Origin of the sequence: Burkholderia sp. Bp9016 (assembly GCF_003857765.1) — a bacterium.
GTDB lineage: Bacteria > Pseudomonadota > Gammaproteobacteria > Burkholderiales > Burkholderiaceae > Burkholderia.
This window is the reverse complement of the sequence record NZ_QTPY01000023.1, coordinates 43,981-64,115: the sequence shown is the minus strand read 5'-3', so window position 1 is coordinate 64,115 and position 20,135 is coordinate 43,981. Positions and strand designations below refer to the sequence as shown.

At 67.9% G+C, this 20,135-nt stretch carries 14 protein-coding genes; 5 read left to right on the top strand and 9 right to left on the bottom strand.

Annotation, left to right across the window (positions count from 1 at the left end):
* Positions 1 to 228 precede the first annotated feature (228 nt).
* Positions 229 to 438 carry a hypothetical protein gene (locus DIE13_RS25195; RefSeq protein WP_124829809.1) on the top strand — a complete coding sequence of 70 codons (210 nt, stop codon included), beginning with the start codon at positions 229 to 231 and terminating at the stop codon, positions 436 to 438.
* A gap of 308 nt (positions 439 to 746) precedes the next feature.
* On the top strand, positions 747 to 2,243 hold the full coding sequence (locus tag DIE13_RS25190) for an FAD-dependent oxidoreductase (RefSeq protein ID WP_124829847.1): 1,497 nt from the start codon (positions 747 to 749) through the stop codon (positions 2,241 to 2,243).
* Positions 2,244 to 2,341: 98 nt separating this feature from the next.
* On the opposite strand, the gene DIE13_RS25185 is transcribed toward DIE13_RS25190, so the two are convergent.
* Complete coding sequence (locus tag DIE13_RS25185) at positions 2,342 to 4,006, bottom strand: acid phosphatase (protein WP_124829808.1); 1,665 nt, start codon at positions 4,004 to 4,006, stop codon at positions 2,342 to 2,344.
* Positions 4,007 to 4,431: 425 nt separating this feature from the next.
* Between DIE13_RS25185 and ftsH the strand changes: the two genes are divergently transcribed.
* Positions 4,432 to 6,402 carry an ATP-dependent zinc metalloprotease FtsH gene (gene ftsH / locus DIE13_RS25180; RefSeq protein ID WP_124829807.1) on the top strand — a complete coding sequence of 657 codons (1,971 nt, stop codon included), beginning with the start codon at positions 4,432 to 4,434 and terminating at the stop codon, positions 6,400 to 6,402.
* A 34-nt stretch (positions 6,403 to 6,436) separates the two neighbouring features.
* Here the strand turns inward: ftsH and DIE13_RS33025 are convergent, their stop codons facing one another.
* From DIE13_RS33025 to DIE13_RS25150, 6 genes are all read right to left on the bottom strand, one after another.
* Complete coding sequence (locus DIE13_RS33025) at positions 6,437 to 6,718, bottom strand: hypothetical protein (RefSeq protein ID WP_175760021.1); 282 nt, start codon at positions 6,716 to 6,718, stop codon at positions 6,437 to 6,439.
* A 109-nt stretch (positions 6,719 to 6,827) separates the two neighbouring features.
* On the bottom strand, positions 6,828 to 8,234 hold the full coding sequence (gene otsA, locus DIE13_RS25170; protein WP_124829806.1) for an alpha,alpha-trehalose-phosphate synthase (UDP-forming): 1,407 nt from the start codon (positions 8,232 to 8,234) through the stop codon (positions 6,828 to 6,830).
* Between the two features lie 600 nt (positions 8,235 to 8,834).
* Positions 8,835 to 10,472: a methyl-accepting chemotaxis protein gene (locus DIE13_RS25165; protein WP_124829805.1), complete on the bottom strand. Its 1,638-nt coding sequence runs from the start codon at positions 10,470 to 10,472 to the stop codon at positions 8,835 to 8,837.
* A gap of 440 nt (positions 10,473 to 10,912) precedes the next feature.
* Entirely contained in the window at positions 10,913 to 12,940 is a 2,028-nt protein-coding gene (locus tag DIE13_RS25160; RefSeq protein ID WP_124829804.1) for a TonB-dependent receptor, read from the bottom strand.
* Between the two features lie 499 nt (positions 12,941 to 13,439).
* Positions 13,440 to 13,871, bottom strand: coding sequence for a MarR family winged helix-turn-helix transcriptional regulator (locus DIE13_RS25155; protein WP_124829803.1), 432 nt, complete (start codon positions 13,869 to 13,871; stop codon positions 13,440 to 13,442).
* Positions 13,868 to 14,785: a serine aminopeptidase domain-containing protein gene (locus DIE13_RS25150; protein ID WP_124829802.1), complete on the bottom strand. Its 918-nt coding sequence runs from the start codon at positions 14,783 to 14,785 to the stop codon at positions 13,868 to 13,870. Before DIE13_RS25150 ends, DIE13_RS25155 begins: the two co-directional genes overlap by 4 nt.
* A gap of 299 nt (positions 14,786 to 15,084) precedes the next feature.
* On the opposite strand from DIE13_RS25150, the gene DIE13_RS25145 reads away from it, so the two are divergent.
* Both DIE13_RS25145 and DIE13_RS25140 read left to right on the top strand, forming a co-directional pair.
* Entirely contained in the window at positions 15,085 to 16,050 is a 966-nt protein-coding gene (locus tag DIE13_RS25145) for an ABC transporter substrate-binding protein (RefSeq protein ID WP_124829801.1), read from the top strand.
* A gap of 100 nt (positions 16,051 to 16,150) precedes the next feature.
* On the top strand, positions 16,151 to 17,245 hold the full coding sequence (locus DIE13_RS25140) for an LLM class flavin-dependent oxidoreductase (protein WP_124829800.1): 1,095 nt from the start codon (positions 16,151 to 16,153) through the stop codon (positions 17,243 to 17,245).
* A gap of 102 nt (positions 17,246 to 17,347) precedes the next feature.
* On the opposite strand, the gene DIE13_RS25135 is transcribed toward DIE13_RS25140, so the two are convergent.
* Positions 17,348 to 18,280 carry an ABC transporter substrate-binding protein gene (locus DIE13_RS25135; RefSeq protein WP_124829799.1) on the bottom strand — a complete coding sequence of 311 codons (933 nt, stop codon included), beginning with the start codon at positions 18,278 to 18,280 and terminating at the stop codon, positions 17,348 to 17,350.
* Between the two features lie 34 nt (positions 18,281 to 18,314).
* On the bottom strand, positions 18,315 to 20,096 hold the full coding sequence (locus tag DIE13_RS33710) for an amino acid ABC transporter permease/ATP-binding protein (protein ID WP_124829798.1): 1,782 nt from the start codon (positions 20,094 to 20,096) through the stop codon (positions 18,315 to 18,317).
* Positions 20,097 to 20,135 lie beyond the last annotated feature (39 nt).

Genomic DNA, 20,135 nt, shown 5'->3' with positions numbered 1-20,135 from the left:
AGCCCGTCCCGACGGCGCCGCCGCCCAGGCCTTTTCCAATCGTCCCGACGATTTCCCGGGCGCGATGTTGCGACGCGCAACGGCTTCGAATGCCCGCCTCGCGTTTGCCCCTAGTCGAAATGGACGATGGCCGCGGGCCCGGCGCTGGCTACCGTGCAGTCATCCGGTGCTGTTGCCACCGAGCCGGATTCGAACCGCGGGAGCGGTCAACCGAAGGGGACGACGATCATGAGACTCACGACTCGCAAGCTGTGCGTATTGGCGATGGGCACGTTCGCCGCGATGGCGATGGCGCGATACGGCGTCGATCGCGTTCCGTCGCCGCCATATGCTGCCGGCATCCTGCAATGCCGCTCGGTCGACCAGAGCGGCCTGCCGACCGGTTGCGTGCCGATCGATCCGTCGCACTTCGGTTTCGCCGCGTTGCGCGGCATGTGAGGCCGGCGCGGCCGTGCGCCGTGTCGGAAGGACCCCGCTGCGACACGGTGCGGCGGCGTGCGGACGGACTGCGCGAAGGCGCATCGCGCATTCGCTGTGCATCGGCCGGATCGCATCGACGATCCGGCCTCCCGTCGATCGACGCCCGGCCGCCGCGCGATATCACGCCGCGGCCCGCATTCGTGCCGCCTCCCGCCCGGATCGGCATCCGCGACGTGGCGACGCTCTTATCCGGGCGCAACGCAGCCAGGCCAGCCGCCATCCCGACCATCGCCTTTCACGCATTCCGTTCACGCCTATCCATGCCCATGTCATCCGAATACTCCCTGACCCGCCCCCTGAACGCCCGCGACGTGCATCGCTGGGACGCAGAACACGACGTCGTGATCGTCGGCTTCGGCTCGGCCGGCGCATGCGCGGCGATCGAAGCCGCGAGCGCCGGCGCCGACACGCTGATCGTCGAACGCGCGTCGAGCTACGGCGGCACGAGCGCGCTGTCCGGCGGCGAGATCTACCTCGGCGGCAGCGGCGGCACGCCGGCGCAGCGCCGGGCGGGCTTCGTCGACGAAACCGAGGACCTGTACCGCTACCTGATGCTCGCCGGCGGCCGCGACGCCGACGAAGCGAAGGTGCGCGCCTATGCGGACGAAAGCCTCGCGCACCACGACTGGCTGGTCGCGCAGGGCCTCACGTACAAGAACACGTTCATCCCCGAGCGGATCGTCGAGCCGGAAACCGACGACTGCCTGATCTGGTCCGGCAGTGAGGAAGCGTGGCCGTTCAGCGACGCCGCGAAACCGTGTCCGCGCGGCCACACGCCGCAATGGCCGGGCTGGGGCGGCGGCCAGATGCTGATGCGCGTGCTGGCCGAGCGCGTGCAGGCGCTCGGCGTCGCGACGCGCTACGACACCCGGGCGCTCGCGCTGATCGTCGACGATACCGGCGCGGTGTGCGGCGTCGTACTGCGCGCATACGGCGAGACGGCATGCGTGCGCGCGCGCCGCGCGGTGATCCTGTGCGCCGGCGGCTTTGCGATGAACCGCGACATGGTGCGCCGGCACGCGCCGCAACTGCTGCGCTCGGACGAACCGATCGGCAGTCCCGGCGACGACGGTTCGGGCATCCTGCTCGGCCAGAGCGCGGGTGGTGCGGCGATCCATATGGACCAGGGCTTCGTCAGCCTGCCGTTCTACGCGCCCGAATCGCTGATTCACGGGATCTTCGTGAACGCGCGCGGCCAGCGTTTCATCAACGAGGACGGCTATCACGGTCGCACGGGCCATCACGCGTTCCATCAGGCCGACGACCGGATCTACCTGCTGGTCGATCAGGCGACCTACCAGGCGCCGCCTGACATCGCCCGGATCGGCATCGCGGCGGCGGGCGAGACCTGGGAGGAAGTCGAACGCGACCTGCAGATGCCGGCCGGCACGCTGACGGCGACCGTCGACGTGTACAACCGCCATGCGGCCGAAGGTGTCGATCCGCTGTTCCACAAGGCGAAGAAATGGCTGAAGCCGCTGATCGAGCCGCCGTTCGTCGCGCTCGATTGCCGGATCGACTATGCGTTCTATCCGCATTTCACGCTGGGCGGGCTCGATACGCTGCCGACCGGGCAGGTGCTCGACGCGACGCGCACGCCGGTGCCGGGCCTCTATGCGGCCGGCCGCACGAGTTGCGGGCTGCCCCGCTGGGGCGCCGGATACAGCTCGGGGCTCTCGCTGGCCGACGCGACGTTCTTCGGCCGGCAGGCCGGCCGCCACGCGGCGCATGCGATGACCGACGCGTTGCGCAGCGCGGCGTAGTTCATCCGGAAAAACACGACGCCCCGGGCAGCTGCGTTGCACCGGGGCGTCGTCGTTCGATGCCGACGTCACGCAGACGTCCGCCGATCATCGCGCCGTCACGCGAGATCGAGCGCGTTGGTCAGGTCGCCCGGCGGCGTTGCATTGCGCGACGCGAACGCCTTGTCGCGCGCGGCGACGCCGTCGAGCGGCGCGAGCCCGTGCACGCGGCTGATGAAGCGCAGGATCGAATTCGTGTCGTACAGCGTGTGATCGACGTGGCCCTTCTTCGCGAACGGCGAGATCACCAGCGCCGGAATCCGCGAGCCGGGGCCCCAGCGATCGCCGACCGGCGGTGCGACGTGATCCCACCAGCCGCCGTTCTCGTCGTGCGTCATCACGATCACGGTGTTCGCCCACTGCGGGCCACGCCGGATGTGCTCGATCACGTTCGCGATGTGACGATCGCCCGATTCGACGTCCGCGTAGCCCGCATGCATGTTCAGGTTGCCCTGCGGCTTGTAGAACGTGACGGCCGGCAGGCGGCCCGCGTCGATGTCGGCGATGAAGTGGTTGGTCGACGGCTCGTCGCCGAGGCCGGCGTCGCGCAGGTGCCGGCGGCGCGCGTCGGTGCCCGGCGCGAAATTCGCGAAGTAGTTGAACGGCTGGTGGTGGTACTGGAAATCGGGCACGGTGCCGGTATCGCGATGGTCGAGCGCGTACTGCCATGCGCCGCTGTACCACGCCCAGTCGACGTTCTTTTCCGACAGGCGATCGCCGATCGTCGCATGAGCCTGCGGCGGGATCACGCGGTGATCCGACGGGTCCGCATACGCGGCGTTGCCCGGGTCGGGCGGCGGCACGTAGCTTGGCTGGTACGGCGGCGCCATTGTGTTGACGCCGTAGCCGTCGGGCGTCAACGGGCCGTCGCTCACGAACTTCGGCGGACCGTCGAGTGCGGATGCCGGCGAATCGGCGGCGAGCGTCAGGCGCATGCCGGCCGGATCGTCGCCATCGACTTTCGACAGCAGCTTTCCTGCATGCGGTTGCTTGTGCGCATCCGGATAGATCGGCGGTTGCGCGGAAATCAGGAACATGTGGTTGAGCCACGAACCGCCGAAGGCCGCCATGAAGAAGTTGTCACACAGCGTGTATTGCCGCGCGAGATTCCACAGCCGCAACGTGTCGGCCGAATTGCGGTAGTGGCCCATCACGAGACCGCCCGAATCGGCCCACGCGGCGAACTGGTCGTTGCGCCCGCCCGCGATCTGCATCTGGTTCTGATAGAAGCGGTGCCACAGGTCGCGTGTGATCACGCCGTTCGGCAGCGGCTTGCCTTGCGTGTCGGCGAGCCGGAACGGCGCGTTCGGCAACTGGTCGATGTCGCGCTCGGCGATCGCGTAGCGCTTGCCGTCCACTTCCTGCGCCTGCGGCACGAGCCCGCCCCAGATCTTCGGCAGCACCGGCAGCGGCGTCTTGCCGTCGCGATCGAGCTGCTGCGCATGCGCGGGCTGCACGTCGCTCAGCGGATAGCGCACGCCCGGGAAATCGCCGTACAGGTTCGCGAAACTGCGGTTCTCCGCATAGATCACGACGATGTGGCGCACCTGCCGGCGCAGTGCTTCGTCGAGCCGCTGGTCGGCGGCGGAACGCGGCGCGCCGCCCGGCACGGTCTCGCAGCCGCCGAGCGCGACGCCCGCGCCGAGCGCGGCAAGGCCGCCGAGTACGCGGCGGCGGTCGGGATCAACGGGAAGGTCGTCGGGGCGATCGGGGGTGTCGTTCACGTCGTGTGCTCCTCGAATGGGCGGTTGTCGTTCGATGTGCGGCAGCGTCGCACAGCCTGCCGCGACGCGAGACGGGACGCAACAACCGCATGGGCGATTGCGCGACGCTATGCAATTGTCATAAAAATGTCACGAATGCGACTATACCGCGGCCGGCCGTACCGACGAAAGGTGTTTGTCGGACGCTGCGCGACGCGCGCGCGCGAACTAGACTTGAATGAAGGGCGGCGCGTCATGGCGCTGCCCTGGAGAAGGTCGCCCGGCGGCTCGGCCGACGGTGCCGCCGCGGTGTCATTCATGCGACGAAACGAGGCGACGATGGCGCGTATGCATGCGGTGCGCGCCTGGCTGCCGATGCCGTGTGCCGGCCGGGCGCGCGTGCACGCGTCAGCGCGCCGTACGGTGCACGCAGCCGGCCCGAGGCGATGGACAGGAAACTCGACTACGCGGGATTGCTGATCGCGGCAGGCTTCTTCGTGCTGTTCGCCGCGCAGTTGCTGATGCTGCGGCCGGCGTCCACGATGATCGCGTACAGCGACTTCCACCGGCTCGTCGCGGCACGGCTCGTCGACGATCTCGAGATCGGCTCGACGTCGATCTCGGGCACGCTGAAGATGCCGCAGGCCGGCCCGATGCTGCCGGCGTCCGAGGTCGAGGCCGTGAAGTCGGCCGGCACGCCGTGGCGCTTCTCGACCAATCGCGTGACCGACCCGCAACTGATCGATGCACTGACCGCCGCCGGCATCCGTTATCACGGCGCGTCCGACACCGGCTGGATCACGGCGCTCGCGTCGTGGCTGGTGCCGCTCGTCGCGTTCGTGTTCATCTGGAACCTGATGCTGCGCAAGCGCGGCGGGCTGCAGGACTTCACCGGGATGGGCAAGAGCCGCGCACGCGTGTACGTGCAGCAGGAAACCGGCATCACGTTCGACGACATCGCCGGCATCGACGAAGCAAAGGCCGAATTGCAGCAGCTCGTCGCGTTCCTGCGCAACCCCGATCGCTACCAGCGGCTCGGCGGCAAGATCCCGAAGGGCGTGCTCGTCGTCGGCGCGCCGGGTACGGGCAAGACGCTGCTGGCGCGCGCGGTGGCCGGCGAGGCGGCCGTGCCGTTCTTCTCGATCAGCGGCTCCGCGTTCGTCGAGATGTTCGTCGGCGTCGGCGCCGCGCGTGTGCGCGACCTGTTCGAGCAGGCGCAGCAGAAGGCGCCGTGCATCGTGTTCGTAGACGAGCTCGATGCGCTCGGCAAAGTGCGCGGCATCGGCCCGATGTCGGGCAACGACGAGCGCGAGCAGACGCTCAACCAGTTGCTCGTCGAGATGGACGGCTTCCAGGCCGGCTCCGGCGTGATCATCATGGCCGCGACCAACCGGCCGGAAATCCTCGATCCGGCGCTGCTGCGCCCGGGCCGCTTCGATCGTCACATCGCGATCGACCGGCCCGACGTAAACGGCCGCCGCCAGATTCTCGGCGTGCACGTGAAGCGCGTGAAGCTCGCGACCGACATCGATCTTGGCGAGCTCGCGTCGCGTACGCCGGGATTCGTCGGCGCCGATCTCGCGAACGTCGTCAACGAAGCCGCGCTGCATGCGGCCGAACTGGGCAAGCCGGCGATCGGGATGGACGATTTCGACGAGGCGATCGATCGCGCGCTCACCGGCCTCGAGCGCAAGAGCCGCGTGATGAACGCGCAGGAGAAGCTGACGATCGCGTATCACGAAGCCGGTCACGCACTCGTCGCGGAGAGCCGCGCGCATTGCGATCCGGTGAAGAAGGTGTCGATCATTCCGCGCGGCGTGGCGGCGCTCGGCTACACGCAGCAGGTGCCGACCGAGGATCGTTACGTGCTGCGCCGCAGCGAGCTGCTCGATCGCATCGATGCGCTGCTCGGCGGGCGTGTGGCAGAAGAACTCGTGTTCGGCGACGTGTCGACGGGCGCGCAGAACGATCTCGAACGCGCAACCGCGATGGCGCGTCACATGGTGATGCAGTATGGAATGAGCGAGAAGATCGGGCTCGCGACGTTCGACGACGGCGACGGGCGTGCCGGCATGCCGGGCGGATGGCGTGCGGGTGACGGCCGGTGCAGCGAGCATACCGCGCGGATGATAGACGACGAAGTGCACACGCTGTTGACCGACGCGCATGCGCGTGTCGCGGCGACGCTGGGCGAGCGTCGCGATGTGCTGGAGCGGATCGCGCGACGGTTGCTCGAGTGCGAAGTGCTCGAACGCGACGCGTTGCAGGCGTTGATCGATGGACATATCGCACCTTCCGCACCTTCTGCGGCTTCTGTCGATTGCACGCCAGCCACAGGTGCAAATGCGCCGGAACAGGCAACGGCAGTCGAGCGCGATTTCGTCGCGTACGGGACGCCGCGCGAACCCGAACGCTGAAGCACGGATCGCACTCGGCGCGACGCGCGCTCAGTCAGGATCGCGTCACGCCGGTGCTGCGATTCGCATGTGCCGATGTTTCCTTTCCCTTTCTCCTGCGAGTCGCGGAGCCGCCATGAGCGAGGCGCACGTATCGGTCGATATCGCGCAGCACGCGCGTTTCGGTTTCGAAGTCCCGTTTGCCGGGACCGATCTGTCGCCGGTGCTCACCGACCAACCGCCGCCGCTCGGCGAAGAAGGGCGCGGGCCGAACCCGGTCCGGTTGCTCGCGGCGAGCCTGTCGTTCGCGCTGGAAAAACAGCGCGTCGATCTGCAACCGGTCAGCGCGCGTATCGACGTCGGCATGATGCAGAACGATGCGGGGCGCGTGCGCGTCGGTGCGATGGCCGTCACGTTGTCGGTCGGCAAGACGTGGATGCGACGCGTCAGGACTCGGTCGCGGAGGCGACTTCGGCCGCTTCCGCGAGCGCGTCGAGAAAGCGCGTGCGCCACCAGTGCACGTCGGTCTTGCGCACGATCGCCATCAGCGCGTCATGACGCTGGCGCCGCTCCTCGAGCGGCATCGTGAGCGCGCGCTGGATCGCCTGCGCGGTGCCTTGCGTGTCGTACGGATTGACGAGCAGCGCCGGCTTCAGTTGTTCAGCGGCGCCGGCGAAACGCGACAGCACGAGCACGCCCGGGTCGGTTTCGTCCTGCGCCGCGAGAAACTCCTTCGCGACGAGGTTCATCCCGTCGCGCAGCGGCGTGACGAGCGCGACGCGGCTCGCGCGATAGAGGCCCGGCAGGCGCTTGCGTGCCACCGTGCGGTGGATGTAGCGCATCGGCATCCATTCGAGCTCGCCGTAGTCGCCATTGATCGCGCCGCACAGGCTGTCCATCTCGCGGCGCAGATCGTCGTACGCGCCGAGATCCTCGCGGCTCGGCGCGGCGATCTGGATCAGCGTCGCGCGATCGCGATTCTCCGGATACTGCTCGAGCAACTGGCGGAACGCATGCACGCGTTGCGGCAGCCCCTTCGTGTAGTCGAGACGGTCGACGCCGACGAGCAACTGGCGTCGCGAGTATTCGTCGCGCATCCGTTCGAACATGTCGATGCCGTCGCGATTCTCCGCGAGCGCCGCGAACTCGTCGACGTTGATGCCGATCGGAAACGCACCGGCCGACAGCGTGCGGCCGAACGCGCGCAGGCGGCCGTCGGGCAATCGTGCGGCGCCGGCTTCGGCTTCGACGTAGTGCTCGAAGTGCAGCAGGTCCGATTCGGTCTGGAAGCCGACGAGGTCGTACGCGAACAGCGAACGCATCAGCCATTCGTGTTCCGGAATCGCGGCCATGATCGGCGGCGGCGGCATCGGAATGTGCAGGAAGAAGCCGATCGGATTCCGGCAACCCATCGCCCGCAGTTCGGCCGCGAGCGGAATCAGCTGGTAGTCGTGGACCCAGACGGTGTCGTCGGGGCGCAGCAGCGTGCCCAGCTTGCGCGCGAAGAGCTGGTTCACGCGCCGGTAGCCGTCTGCGAAGCGCCGGTCGAACTGCGCGAGGTCGAGCCGGTAGTGGAACACCGGCCACAGCACGTTGTTCGAGTAGCCGAGGTAATACGCGTCGTAATCCTGCGGATCGAGATCGATCGTCGCGAGCTGAATGCCGCCGACGTTCTGGATCTGCACGTCATCGCCGTGCGTGGGACGCTCGCCTTCGCCTCGCAGCCTGCCGCTCCATCCGAACCAGACGCCGCCTGACTCCTGCAGGCTGTCCTTCACGGCGACGGCGAGCCCGCCGGCCGCGGCTTTACGGGGATCTGCGATGCGATTGGATACGACGACGAGTCGGCTCACCGGTTCTCCTGCGATAGTTGGGGAATTCATGCGGCCAGGGCGCGAAGCGGACGCCGCCATCGACGCAGAATGCGCGATGGGGCCGCGATACGATCGGACGGGAGTCAGGGCATGCGATTCGCCGTTCGAACGTGAGGTGCTTTTTAAGCATACTCGTCATTCGGCTGATTTAAAAGTGCATGACCGGGATCAACGGACATGTAAAAGCGATGTGCCAGTCGCTGCATATCGCGCTTTTCGGCCGGGACCGGAAATTGCGCAGTGCTGCAGATGCAGCGTGTGCATAGGGATGCGGACGAAGGAGAAGAGGCGTCGCCGGTGGTGTGAACGATCGTGCTCGCGCACCTGCCGCGTCGAGTGCAATCGCGTCGGCATTGCGTCGATTCGGTCGAATGCGTCGCGCTGATCGACTGCGATGTGCCGGGCGGAAGCGGGGTGAGCGCGGATGCTTGGTCAGCGCATGCAAGGGGAGTGGTTCGTTCGATTCAGTGTTCGCGGTGTTCCGCTTCACTCGCTCGCGTGCAACGACCGCCCACGCGAGCACGATGCGGATGGCGCGGCCGGGCGTCGTTCCGCGTGGCCGCGCCATCGTGTTCGCCGTTACGCGGTAGCGGCCTGCCAGTGCGATGCGTCGCCTGCCGCATGCGCGCGTGCGTGCGCGGACTTCGCGTGTTCGCCGGCCGGCATCCGGAACGCGGATACCGTCTCCGACAGCTCGCGGCCTTGCGCCTCGAGCGATTTCGACGCGGCCGCGGCCTGCTCGACGAGCGCCGCGTTCTGCTGCGTCGTCTCGTCCATCTGCGTGATCGTGAGGTTCACCTGATCGATGCCGCGACTTTGCTCGGCCGACGCGGCGGCGATCTCGCCCATGATGTCGGTCACGCGCGCGACGGCCTGCGTCACGTCCGACATCGTCTTGCCGGCTTCGCCCGCGAGCGCCGAGCCGTCCCGGATCGTCTGCACCGACGCGGTGATCAGCTCCTTGATTTCCTTCGCGGCGGTCGACGAACGTTGCGCGAGACTGCGCACCTCGCTCGCGACGACCGCGAAGCCGCGGCCCTGTTCTCCGGCACGCGCCGCTTCGACGGCCGCGTTCAGCGCGAGGATGTTGGTCTGGAACGCGATGCCTTCGATGATGCCGGTGATGTCGGCGATCTTCGACGAGCTGTGGCCGATTTCCGTCATCGTGTCGACGACGCGGCCGACCACCGCGCTGCCGCGCTGCGCGACATCCGACGCATTCGCGGCGAGCGAGCTCGCCTGCTGCGCGTTCTCGGCGTTCAGGCGCACCGTCGACGTGAATTCCTCCATCGTCGCGGCGGTTTCCTGCAGCGACGCCGCCTGTTCCTCGGTGCGCTGACTCAGGTCGAGGTTACCCGACGCGATCTCGCTGACGGCATGCGCGATGCTGTTCGACGAATCGCGCACGTGACCGACGATGCCGATCAACCGTGCATTCATCGTGTGCAGCGCTTCGAGCAGATCGCGCGTCTCGTCGTTGCCGCTCACGCTGATACGGCTGCCGAGATCGCCGTCGGCCACCGTGCGCGCGACGTCGACGGCCGCGCCGATCGGTGCTGTGATCTTGCGCGTCAACCACAGGCCGCCACCCACCGCGACCGCGATCGCGGCCAGGCAGATCGCCGACAACAGGTTGCGCTCGGCCGTGTAGCGATCGGCGAATGCCTGCGCGATCGCGATTTCACGTTCGTGCGTATAGGTTGCATACGCATCGGTCGCTTGAACAAGTTGCGCGAGCAACGGACGGCAGTGCTCATCGATGTCGACGGTCGCGTCGTCCTTCTTGCCGGCCTGCGCGAGTCCGACGATGTTCAGCGCGACGGGCCCGTAGCTGGTTTCGACGCGCACGATGTCGCCGACCAGCTGGCGCGCGCGATCGGTCGTGTCGGTCGCATTCGCGATCATGTCCTTCAGTTTTGCGAGGTTGTCCTGCACGTCCTTGTGCGCCTGCTGCACTTCGGCCAGTTCGAGCGCGATGTCCGACGGCTTGGTTACGAGCACCAGGTTGCGCGCGGCGATCGCGCGCCGATCCACCGCCGTTCGGATGCGCGCCGACAGGTTCGCGCGCGCGTTGATGCCGTTCATGTACCGGGAAAACTCGGCGTTGGTATCGGACAGCGCCTTGAGCGCCATGCCGGACACGATCACGACGACCGCGGCGAGCAAACCGAAGCCGCCAAGCAGCTTTGCCTTGATGCTTATTCTGGCGATTTTCACGATGTGCCTCTGTGCGAGTGGTTGGCGATGGGGATTTATTGTTCGAGCGGATACAGGCTCGTGCCGTCATTAACGGGAATTCCTGATATTTCTTTACTCGTCGAAAACCCTGATGCCAATTTGTTACTTTGCTGAAAGCCCCGCCCGGCGGGTGTTTTTGACCTCTATCAAAAATATGAAATTACTGGCGGGAGAATCTGTTCATACGCGGAATTCGAGGCGGGTTTTATCGTTTGCATTTAAAGCAAAGGCGTTTAAAGGGGGGCTCCAATAACCCGCATCGGTGATTTATCCGATTCGGATGGCGGCGCCGAATCGGGGCCGAGATGAAGCCGGAGCGGTGCGCGGCAGCGGAACAGGCGATGCCGGTAAACGAAAACCGGCGCCCGGTTTCCCGGGCGCCGGACAGGCCCGCGGCAGGCGCCGCAGGCCTGGGGCGATCAGAACGTCGTGCGCAGGCCGGCCATCACGCTGCGTCCGCCTTCCGGCGCGAAGCCGCGCACGACCGAGGTCGCGTAGCGGATGTCCTGGTTCGTCAGGTTGTCGCCGCGCAGGTACGCGAGCCAGTGCGTCGCGCGCATGCGGAACTTGTACGTCAGCATCACGCCGAGCGACGTGTAGCCGTCCGTCGAGAAGTCGTTCTCGGGCACCCGGTGCTGCGACCACGCATGCGTGACCTGCGCGCGTGCGCCGAACGGGCCGTATCCGTAGTCGGCCGCGAGCGTCGCGCGCAGCGGGGCGATGCGCGGCAGCGGCTGGCCGGTATCGACGTTGCGCGCATGCGTGTAGTCGGCGGTCAGTTCCAGGTCGACCGTGTGGCCGCGCCGCGAGAACGCGCGCCATTTGCCGTCCAGCTCGACGCCGTAGAACTCGGCGCGCACGCCACGATAGATCGCTTCGTTGAGCGCGCCATCGGTGCCGGGTGCGACCGGTTCGCCGTCGTCGTCAACGACGCGGCCCGTGTTGTACTCGGTCAGGTAGTTCGAGAAGCGGTTGTAGAACACGCCGACGCTGCCGCGGTTCGGGCCGCTCGCGTAGCGCAGCGACAGGTCGGTCGACACGGCTTTTTCCTTCGATGCGTTCGGGTTGCCGATCAGGAACTGGCCGGTCGCGTCGTGCGGGCCGTTCGAGTACAGCTCGTAGAAGGTCGGTGCGCGTTCCGTGTATGCGACGTTCGCCGCGACCGACCACACCGGCGTCAGCGAGAACAGCGCGCCGGCCGATACGCTGCCGGCATTGAAGTCGCGCGGCTGCGCTCCCGCGAATTTCTCGACGCCGGCCGGATCGGGGTTGACCGTCACGTGCTCGAAGCGCCCGCCGAGGCTCAGCTTCAGCGCCGAATTGACCTGCCATTCCTCGAGTCCGAACAGCGCGACGCTGCTGGTGCGCGTGGACGGCACGAGCATTTCGTCGCCGAGCGCGGAGAACGTATTCTGGCCGAACTGCACGCCGATTGCGCCTTCGAACGGACCGATCTTGCGGTGCTGCGCCTCGATGCGCGCCTCGTAGCCGCGATTGCGGAAGGTGGTCGCCGTCTCGCCGTTGTCGACCTCCTTGTGTCGGTAGTCGGTGTACGCGAAGTCGAACTTCAGCTTCGTGAACGGCCCGCTCAGGTTGCGCACCTCGGACGCGAACGCGAGGCGTTCCTGACGCATCCGCAGCCGCACGTCGTCCTCGGCGACGGAACCGTAGTTCGATTCGTAGCCGCTGTACGACAGGCCCGCGAAGCCGTCCGTCCACGTGTACGACGCACCGACCGCGCCGCCGTGCACGCGGCCGTCGCTGTTCGGTACGTTGCCGTACGGCTGCGGCGTGTCGGGGCCGTCGATCGCGCGCTGCTCGCTGCTGCGCGCATAGCCGGGAATCCGCAGCTTGCTCGCCTCGCGATCGAACGCGTCGACGTGGAACGCGAAGCCGCCGCTGCCGCCTTCGACCTGCGCTGCGCCTGCGCGAACCGAATTCGCACCGCCGTAGCGCGCGTCGAGCGCACCCGTCACGCCTTCGATCGCTTCGCGCGGAATCCGGTTGTCGATGGTGTTGACGACGCCGCCGACCGCGTTGCCGCCGTACAGCAACGCGGCCGGCCCGCGCACGATCTCGACGCGCTCGATCGACAGCGGATCCTGCGGCACCGCATGGTCGTACGACAGCGACGACGCATCGTAGGCCGCGACGCCGTTCTGCAGCAGCCTGATCCGGTCGCCATCCATTCCGCGGATGATCGGCCGGCCGACCATCGGCCCGTAGGTGGTCGTCGACACGCCAGGCAGGCCGTTGAGCGTTTCGCCGAGCGAGTCGGCCTGGCGACGCGTGAGCGCGTCGCCGGACAGTTGCGTGGTCGGCGCAACCAGTTCGGAGTCGCCGAGCGGGTTCGCGGTCACGAAGATCGGTGCGAGCGTCGTGGCCGCCGGCGGATTCGCCGGGGTGGTCGTATCGGTCTGCGCGTGCGCGACGGCGGCGAAGAGCATCAGCGAAACGGGCGGGAGCGGGCGAAGCGGTAGACGAGGGAGGTCGCGCATGGTCGGTGAAACGATTGGAATCGGATTGAAAACGAGGCATGCGGGCCATCGATGGATACGATATATTGTTGCGTATGCGACGCGCAATAACCCGCTGGAACATGACTCGACGAGGCCCGGCCACCCGGTAGAAACGGCATCCGAGGCGGACGAGCATGCTAAATGATATGTTATATCATTTCAAATTCCAAACGAAACGGAGGTCGTTGTAGGGTTTTTGTCGGATCGACGAAATGGAAGCCGGGGCGGAAAATGCCGGCGGAACGAGGGGGGCGACGGCGGGGGAGCGTGCTGGATCGTGTGTCGGCGAGGCTTGCCGGGTTACGCGAACACCGTGGATCGTGCGACGTCGCGCCTTGCATTTTTCTCGGTAAATCAACGGGATGCCGACGGGTTCGCAACGCGCTGCGACCGCCGCCCGACAGTAACGCGCATAACGAATCGCCCGTCAGCGCTCCGCCGGAAACCGGTCCTGCAACGCATGCAGCCAGCGCGCGACGACTTCGAGCTCCTCGTCGGAAAACCCGTCGCACAGCTTGCCGTTGAGTTCGCGCAGCAGCACGCGTGCGCGCTTGAGCGCCGCGTGACCTTCGTCGGTCAGGAACAGGCGCGTCGCCCGCCCGTCGTCCGAATCCGCGTGACGCGCGAGCAAGCCGGCTTTCGCCATCCGGTCCGCGAGCCCCGTCATCGCGGACGGCGCCAGTTGCAGCGCTGCGCCGACTTCGCCGATCAGCGCGCCGTCCTGCTTCGCGAGACAGAACAGCACGCCGGCCTGGGCGGCGCTCGCCCGCGTATCGGTCTCGGCCTGGCGGTCGATCCAGCGCTGCACGCGCCGCTGGCCGATGTTCAACAGGAAAAACAGTCGTCGGTCTTCGCTCAAGCTCGGTTCCCGGTAGCAATGGAAAGGGATGGGCGATCCGCGGCGCGTGACGCATCGAGCACCTGCGCGAGCCAGTCGGCGACACCGGGCCATAGCACTGTGCCGGGCCGGCTGCGAAAGAAACCCATGTGCCCGACCGGTCCGCTGCCTGCCGCGAGCGGATCGATCTGGCGGCGTTCGACGGCCGCCCGGGTCAGGTAGCTTACCAGCAGGTCGATCGCGCGCGGGTTTGCCCACGGATCGTCGTCGAAGCCGAGCGCGAGGATCGGCAACTGCTGTTTCCCGAAACGCTCGGCGGCACCCAGCGTCGGATCGTCGAAGAAGTAGCGCGGCAGCGTGGTCCAGTGGCTCCATTCGCGGAACACGCCGGCCGGCAAGTCCTCGCCGAGCCCGAGCCGCTTGCCGGGCACGTAGCCGAGCAGCGCGGACGCGAGCGGACCGGCCACGCGCAGGATCAGCCGCACCTTCAGGCGCTCCGCCGCGCGCGAAATCAGTCGCGTACTGCCCGCATGCGCGGCGACGAGCACGGCCGCGCGCAGATGCGCGGTGCCGGCCGACAGCCCGATCGCATGTCCGCCGACGCTATGACCGACGGCCAGCAGCGGCAGCCCGCCGTACGCTTGCCGCGCCCACGCGGTGGCGGCGCCGACATCGAGCTCGACCCAGTCGCGCATCCGGGCCTGCAACGCGCTCAGGCGCGCGGGACGCGATGCGCCGATGCCGCGATAGTTGTAGGTCAGCGCCGCGAACCCGAGCTCGGTCAGGAAGCGTGCGAAGCCCGCGTACAACCGTTCCGGAACGGCCGTGGCCGGATGAATCAGCACGAGCGCGCGCGGCGCGGCGTCCGGCGACCACAGCGTGCCGCGCAGCGTATAGCCGTCGGCGGCGGCAAATTCGATGGGTTCGGATGTCATGACGGCCCTCATTCGGTGGGTTATTTCGCATGCGAAATATAGTCCGGGATTTATTTCGCACACGAAATATCTATCGAGGATTCATTCGAACGGCGCGTCGCGAAGTGCGTCGCATGGCCTCTGCCGTGATCGGCAATTCATAAAATATTTGCATCTTTGTATATCAGAATATTGCGTTTGTATCATGATGAGGATCGACGTATCTTCATCGGTTCCATCCCGTCCGCCGGCCATCGTGCGCGGCGGACAACCGGGCGCCGCCGTCGCGCGGCAGCCTGCCAACCTCCGGGGAGATCACGTTGTTGAGCCGAATCGTCACGGCGCTCCTGCTCGCGCTTGCCGCGCAGCCGGGCCTCGCGAAAGACACCGTCACGCTGCGCGTCGGTGAACAGAATTACTTCAACATCCAGGCGTCGATGGAGGCGTCCGGCGTGCTGAAGGACCTGCCTTACACGATCGAGTGGAAACACTTCCAGGCCGCCGCGCCCGTCGCCGAGAGCCTGAACGGCAACGCGATCGACCTCGGCTTTCTCGGCGATTCCGCGCTGCTCACGCTGGCCGCGCGCGGCGCGCCGGTGAAGGTCGTCGCGGTGTCGCGGCAGAGTCTCGACGGCGTCGCGATCCTCGTGCCGAAAAATTCGCCGGTGCGCACCGTCGCCGACCTGCAGGGCAAGACCGTCGCGGTCTGGCGCGGCGCGTGGAGCCAGCAGCTGGTGCTGCGCGCGCTCGAACACGCGGGCCTGCGCGCGGATTCCGTCAAGTACGCGTACCTGATGCCGATCGACGCGACCAATGCGCTCGCGAACGGCTCGGTCGATGCCGTGTCGCTGTGGGAGCCGTTCGTCAGCACGCTCGCCCTGCGGCAGGGCGCGCGGCCCGTGACGACCGCGCAAGGACTGATGCCCGCGCTGAGCTTCATCGCGGCGAACGAGCAGGCGGCTACGGCCAGGCGCGCGGAAATCACGGATTTCCTGAAGCGCGTGGTTGCCGCGCGCCAGTGGGTCGACAGCCATCCGCGCGAGTACGCGGACCTGTGGGCGAAGCGCGCGAAGCTCGAACCCGACGTCGCGTATCGCTGGCTCAACAACGCGCATCAGCGCGTGGGTCCGGTCGACGAGACGGCGGCGAAGGATGCGCAGAACACGGCCGATTTCCTGCACAAGGCAGGCGTGATTCCGGCTGCTTACGACACGTCGAAGCTGCTCGACCGCTCGTATGCGGGCGCGTTCGCGGCGCCGGCGCAAAAGACGGCCGCCGCACAGTGACCGTGCCGCCGTGCCGCGCCGGCCGGCGGCGCACGGCGGGTTCGCGATCCCGGCCATTGTTCCGGCCATTTCCGGTCGACAACCAGAAGGACACTCCGACATGCCCGTCGACATCATCGGCATGATCACCGCGACACCTGGCGCGGAGGTCGACGTACCGGGCGGCGTCGCCGTCCAGCCCGACTACGTGCGGCGCTTCGCGCACGCACACGAAACGGCCGGCTTCGACCAGATCCTGGTCGGCCATTTCAGCAACGCGGCGGACGGCTTCGTCGTCGCATCGTTCGCGGCCGCCGCGACCGAACGCATCCGCATCCTGCTGGCGCACCGGCCGGGCGTGATCGTGCCGTCGGCCGCCGCGCGACAGATCGCGACGCTCGACGTATTCAGCGGCGGGCGGCTCGCGCTGAACGTCGTATCGGGCGGCGACGACGCCGATCTGCAGCGCGACGGCGACTTCGTGCCGCACGACGCGCGCTACCGCCGCACCGGCGAATATCTCGACGTGCTGAAGCGCATCTGGCTGGCCGACACGCCGGTCGACCACGACGGCGAGTTCTACCGGATCCGCGGCGCGTCGCCGCTCGTGAAAGGCACGCAGCGTCCGCACGTGCCGATCTACTTCGGCGGGTCGTCGCCGGCCGCGCTGGCCGTCGCGGGGCAGCACGCCGACGTCTACATGACGTGGGGCGAACCGCTCGCATCGGTGCGCGAGCAGATCGCGCGCGTGCGGGCCGCTGCCGCGCCGTTCGGACGCGCGCCGCGCATCAGCGTGTCGTTTCGCCCCATCGTCGCGGACACCGAAGCCGCTGCATGGGAGAAGGCCGAGGCGATCCGCGCGCGCGTGCGGGCGGCCCGGCTCGCGAACGGCCAGCCGATCGACGGGCATGCACCGCAGAATGCGGGTTCGCAACGATTGATGGCCGCGGCCGCGCAGGGTGACGTGCTCGACGAGCGGTTATGGATGGGCGTCGCGAACCTGACGGGCGCGCGCTGGAATTCGACCGCGCTCGTCGGCACGCCCGAACAGGTCGCGCGGGCGCTCGGCGCGTACTACCGGCTCGGCGTGTCGACGTTCCTGATTCGCGGTTTCGATCCGCTCGACGACGCGCTCGATTACGGGCGCAAGCTGATTCCGGCGGTCCACGCGCACGTTGCCGAGCTCGACCGGTACGATGCGGCGGTGACCGCGTAGACAAAAACGGCTGCTACCGCGATTCGCCCCGGCATTTCCGTTGCGGAGGGCCGGGGCGATTTCGTTTCGGGCGTCGTCACGGCGGTGACTCGGTCCATCGCATCAGAACGACGGCAAGCCGGGCGGGTTCGTTTCCGCACGCGTAATCGCCTCGCTCTGCAACCCCCAGCGCGCGAGCGCCTGCCCGTAGCGGCCGTTGCCGATCAGCGCGTTCGTCGCGAGCGTGAGCGCCGGCGCGAGCCCGCTGCCGCGGCGCGTCGCGATCGCGACGTCCGCGGTTGCAGGCCAGCCCGCGTTGACGACGCCGACCCGCCGGATCTTGCCGTCGCGCGCGGCCTCGTACGCCAGCGATGCGTTCGGGTTCAGCTCGGCATCGGCGCGGCCCGACAGCAGCGCGACGCGCGACGCCGCATCGTCGTCGAAATAGAGCAGTTCGGTCGCCTTCAGCCCTTGCGCGACGTTGCGCCGGCTCCATTCGAGCAGGATGCGCTCCTGGCTCGTGCCGGCGCCCGTGATGATGCGCAAGCCGGCGATGTCCTTCGGCCCGTCGATCTTCGCGATCGGGCTGGCCGTTCGGACGTAGAAGCCATGCAGCCCGAGCCGGTAGGTCGTGAAGTCGTATTTCTCCTTGCGCTTCTCGGTCACGCCGACGTTCGAGATCACCGCATCGTACTTGCCGGACGTGAGGCCCAGCGGCCAGTCGGCCCATGCGATCGGCAGCAGTACGAGCGTGCGGCCGAGAGTATCGGCGACCAGTTGCGCATAGTCGGGATCGGCGCCGACCACGGTGCGGGCGTCGGTCGCATAGGTCGACACGGGCGGCGCATGCGGTGCGATCGCGACCGTGAACGCGCCGTCGCGCACCCAGCGGTAGCCGCTGGCTGCGCGAATCGCCGCGTCGTCGCGGGACGCGCGGATCCGGCCGGCCTGGCGCGGATCGAGGTCCGCCGTCGCGGCGGCGGCATCCGCCGCATGCCAGCGCAGGCCGGCAGCCGCGGCCAGCGCGGCGGTCATGAAGTGGCGTCGGTCGATCATCGTGCGGTGTCCCTGAAGTCGTGAGCGGCGTGCATCACAGCACCCGCGACAGGAATGCGCGCGTGCGCGCATGGGCGGGGGCGTCGAGCACGGCGGCGGGCGGCCCCGACTCGACGATGCGGCCGCGCTCCATGAACAGCACATTGTCCGCGACTTCGCGCGCGAAGCCGATCTCGTGCGTGACGATCACGAGCGTGGTGCCGGAGCGGGCCAATTCCTTGATCACATCGAGCACTTCGTTCACGAGTTCCGGATCGAGCGCCGACGTCGGCTCGTCGAACAGCAGCACCTTCGGCCGCAACGCGAGCGCCCGCGCGATCGCGACGCGCTGCTGCTGGCCGCCCGACAACTGGCGCGGGTACGCATCGGCCTTGTCCGCGAGTCCGACGCGCGCGAGCAGCGTGCGCGCGGTGCGTTCGGCGGCATCGCGCGTAGCGCCGGCAACCGCAATCGGCGCCTCGATCAGGTTCTCGAGCACCGTCAGGTGCGGGAACAGGTTGAAGTTCTGGAATACCATGCCGACCGCCGTGCGCCGCTTCAGCACGTCGCGTTCCTTCAACTCGTGCAGCACGTCGCCGTCGCGGCGATAGCCGATCAGCTCGCCGTCGATGTCGATGAAGCCGGCGTCGACGCGTTCGAGGTGGTTGATCGTGCGCAGCAGCGTCGACTTGCCGGAGCCGGACGGCCCGACGATCACCGTCACACTGCCGCGCGGCGCAACGAACGACACGTTGTCGAGCACGCGCTGCATGCCGAACTGCTTCGACACGTTGTGCACGACGACTTCGCCGCCGGTGCGCGCCGACAGCGGCGCCACCGATGCGTCGGCGGTGGCGCCGTGAGCCGGCACGGCAGCCGTCGCACGCCGCCACAGCGCGCTGACGCGCGCCAGCACGAACGTCAGTGCCGACGGCGGCGGGTTGCGCAGCGCGCCGCGCGCATAGTGGCGCTCGACCTGCACCTGGATCGCCGACAGCACGGTCAGGATGATCAGATACCAGACGGTCGCGACCATCAGCAGCGGAATCACGTCGAGATTGCGGCGATAGATCACCTGCACCGTGTAGAACAGCTCCGGCATCGCGAGCACATAGACCATCGACGTGCCTTTCGCCAGCGTGATCAGGTCGTTGAACGCGGTCGGCAGGATCGCGCGCATCGCCTGCGGCAGCACGATCCGCGACGTCTGGCGGCCGCGCGGCAGGCCGAGTGCGGCCGCGGCTTCGAGCTGCCCCTGGTCGACCGCGAGAATGCCGCCGCGGATCACTTCCGCGGAAAACGCCGCGTGGTTCAGCGTGAGGCCGAGCACGGCCGCGAAAAACGGACTGATCAGGTCGGTGGTCGGCGTGTCGAACCACACGATGTCGGTGAACGGCACGCCGATCCGCACGTGTTCGTACAGGTAGCCGAGGTTGTTCAGGATCAGCAGCAGCACGATCAGCGGAATCGACCGGAACAGCCAGACGAAGGTCCACGCGCTCGCCGAGAGCAGGCGCGAGCGCGACAGCCGGGCCAGCGCGACGAACGCGCCGAGCGCGAAGCCGAACACCGCGCCGAGCAGCGTCAGCACCAGCGTGCGCGCGAGTCCGGACAGTACCGGCGGCGACAGGAACCATTCGGCGAACACCGGCCAGCCCCATTGCGGGTTGCCGAGGATCGAATGCAGCGCAAGCGCGATCAGCACGAGCGCGAGCACCGTGCCGGCCGTGCGGGACCGGTGGCGGGCCGGCACGATGCGCAGGTGCGTGCCGGCGTCGCGCGCGCCGGGGGAAGAGAGCGGCGGCATTGCGCCGCCGAGGTGGGTCGTGTCGCTCATGTCGGTGAATGTCCTCGAGTCGGTCGGGAGCGCGCCGCG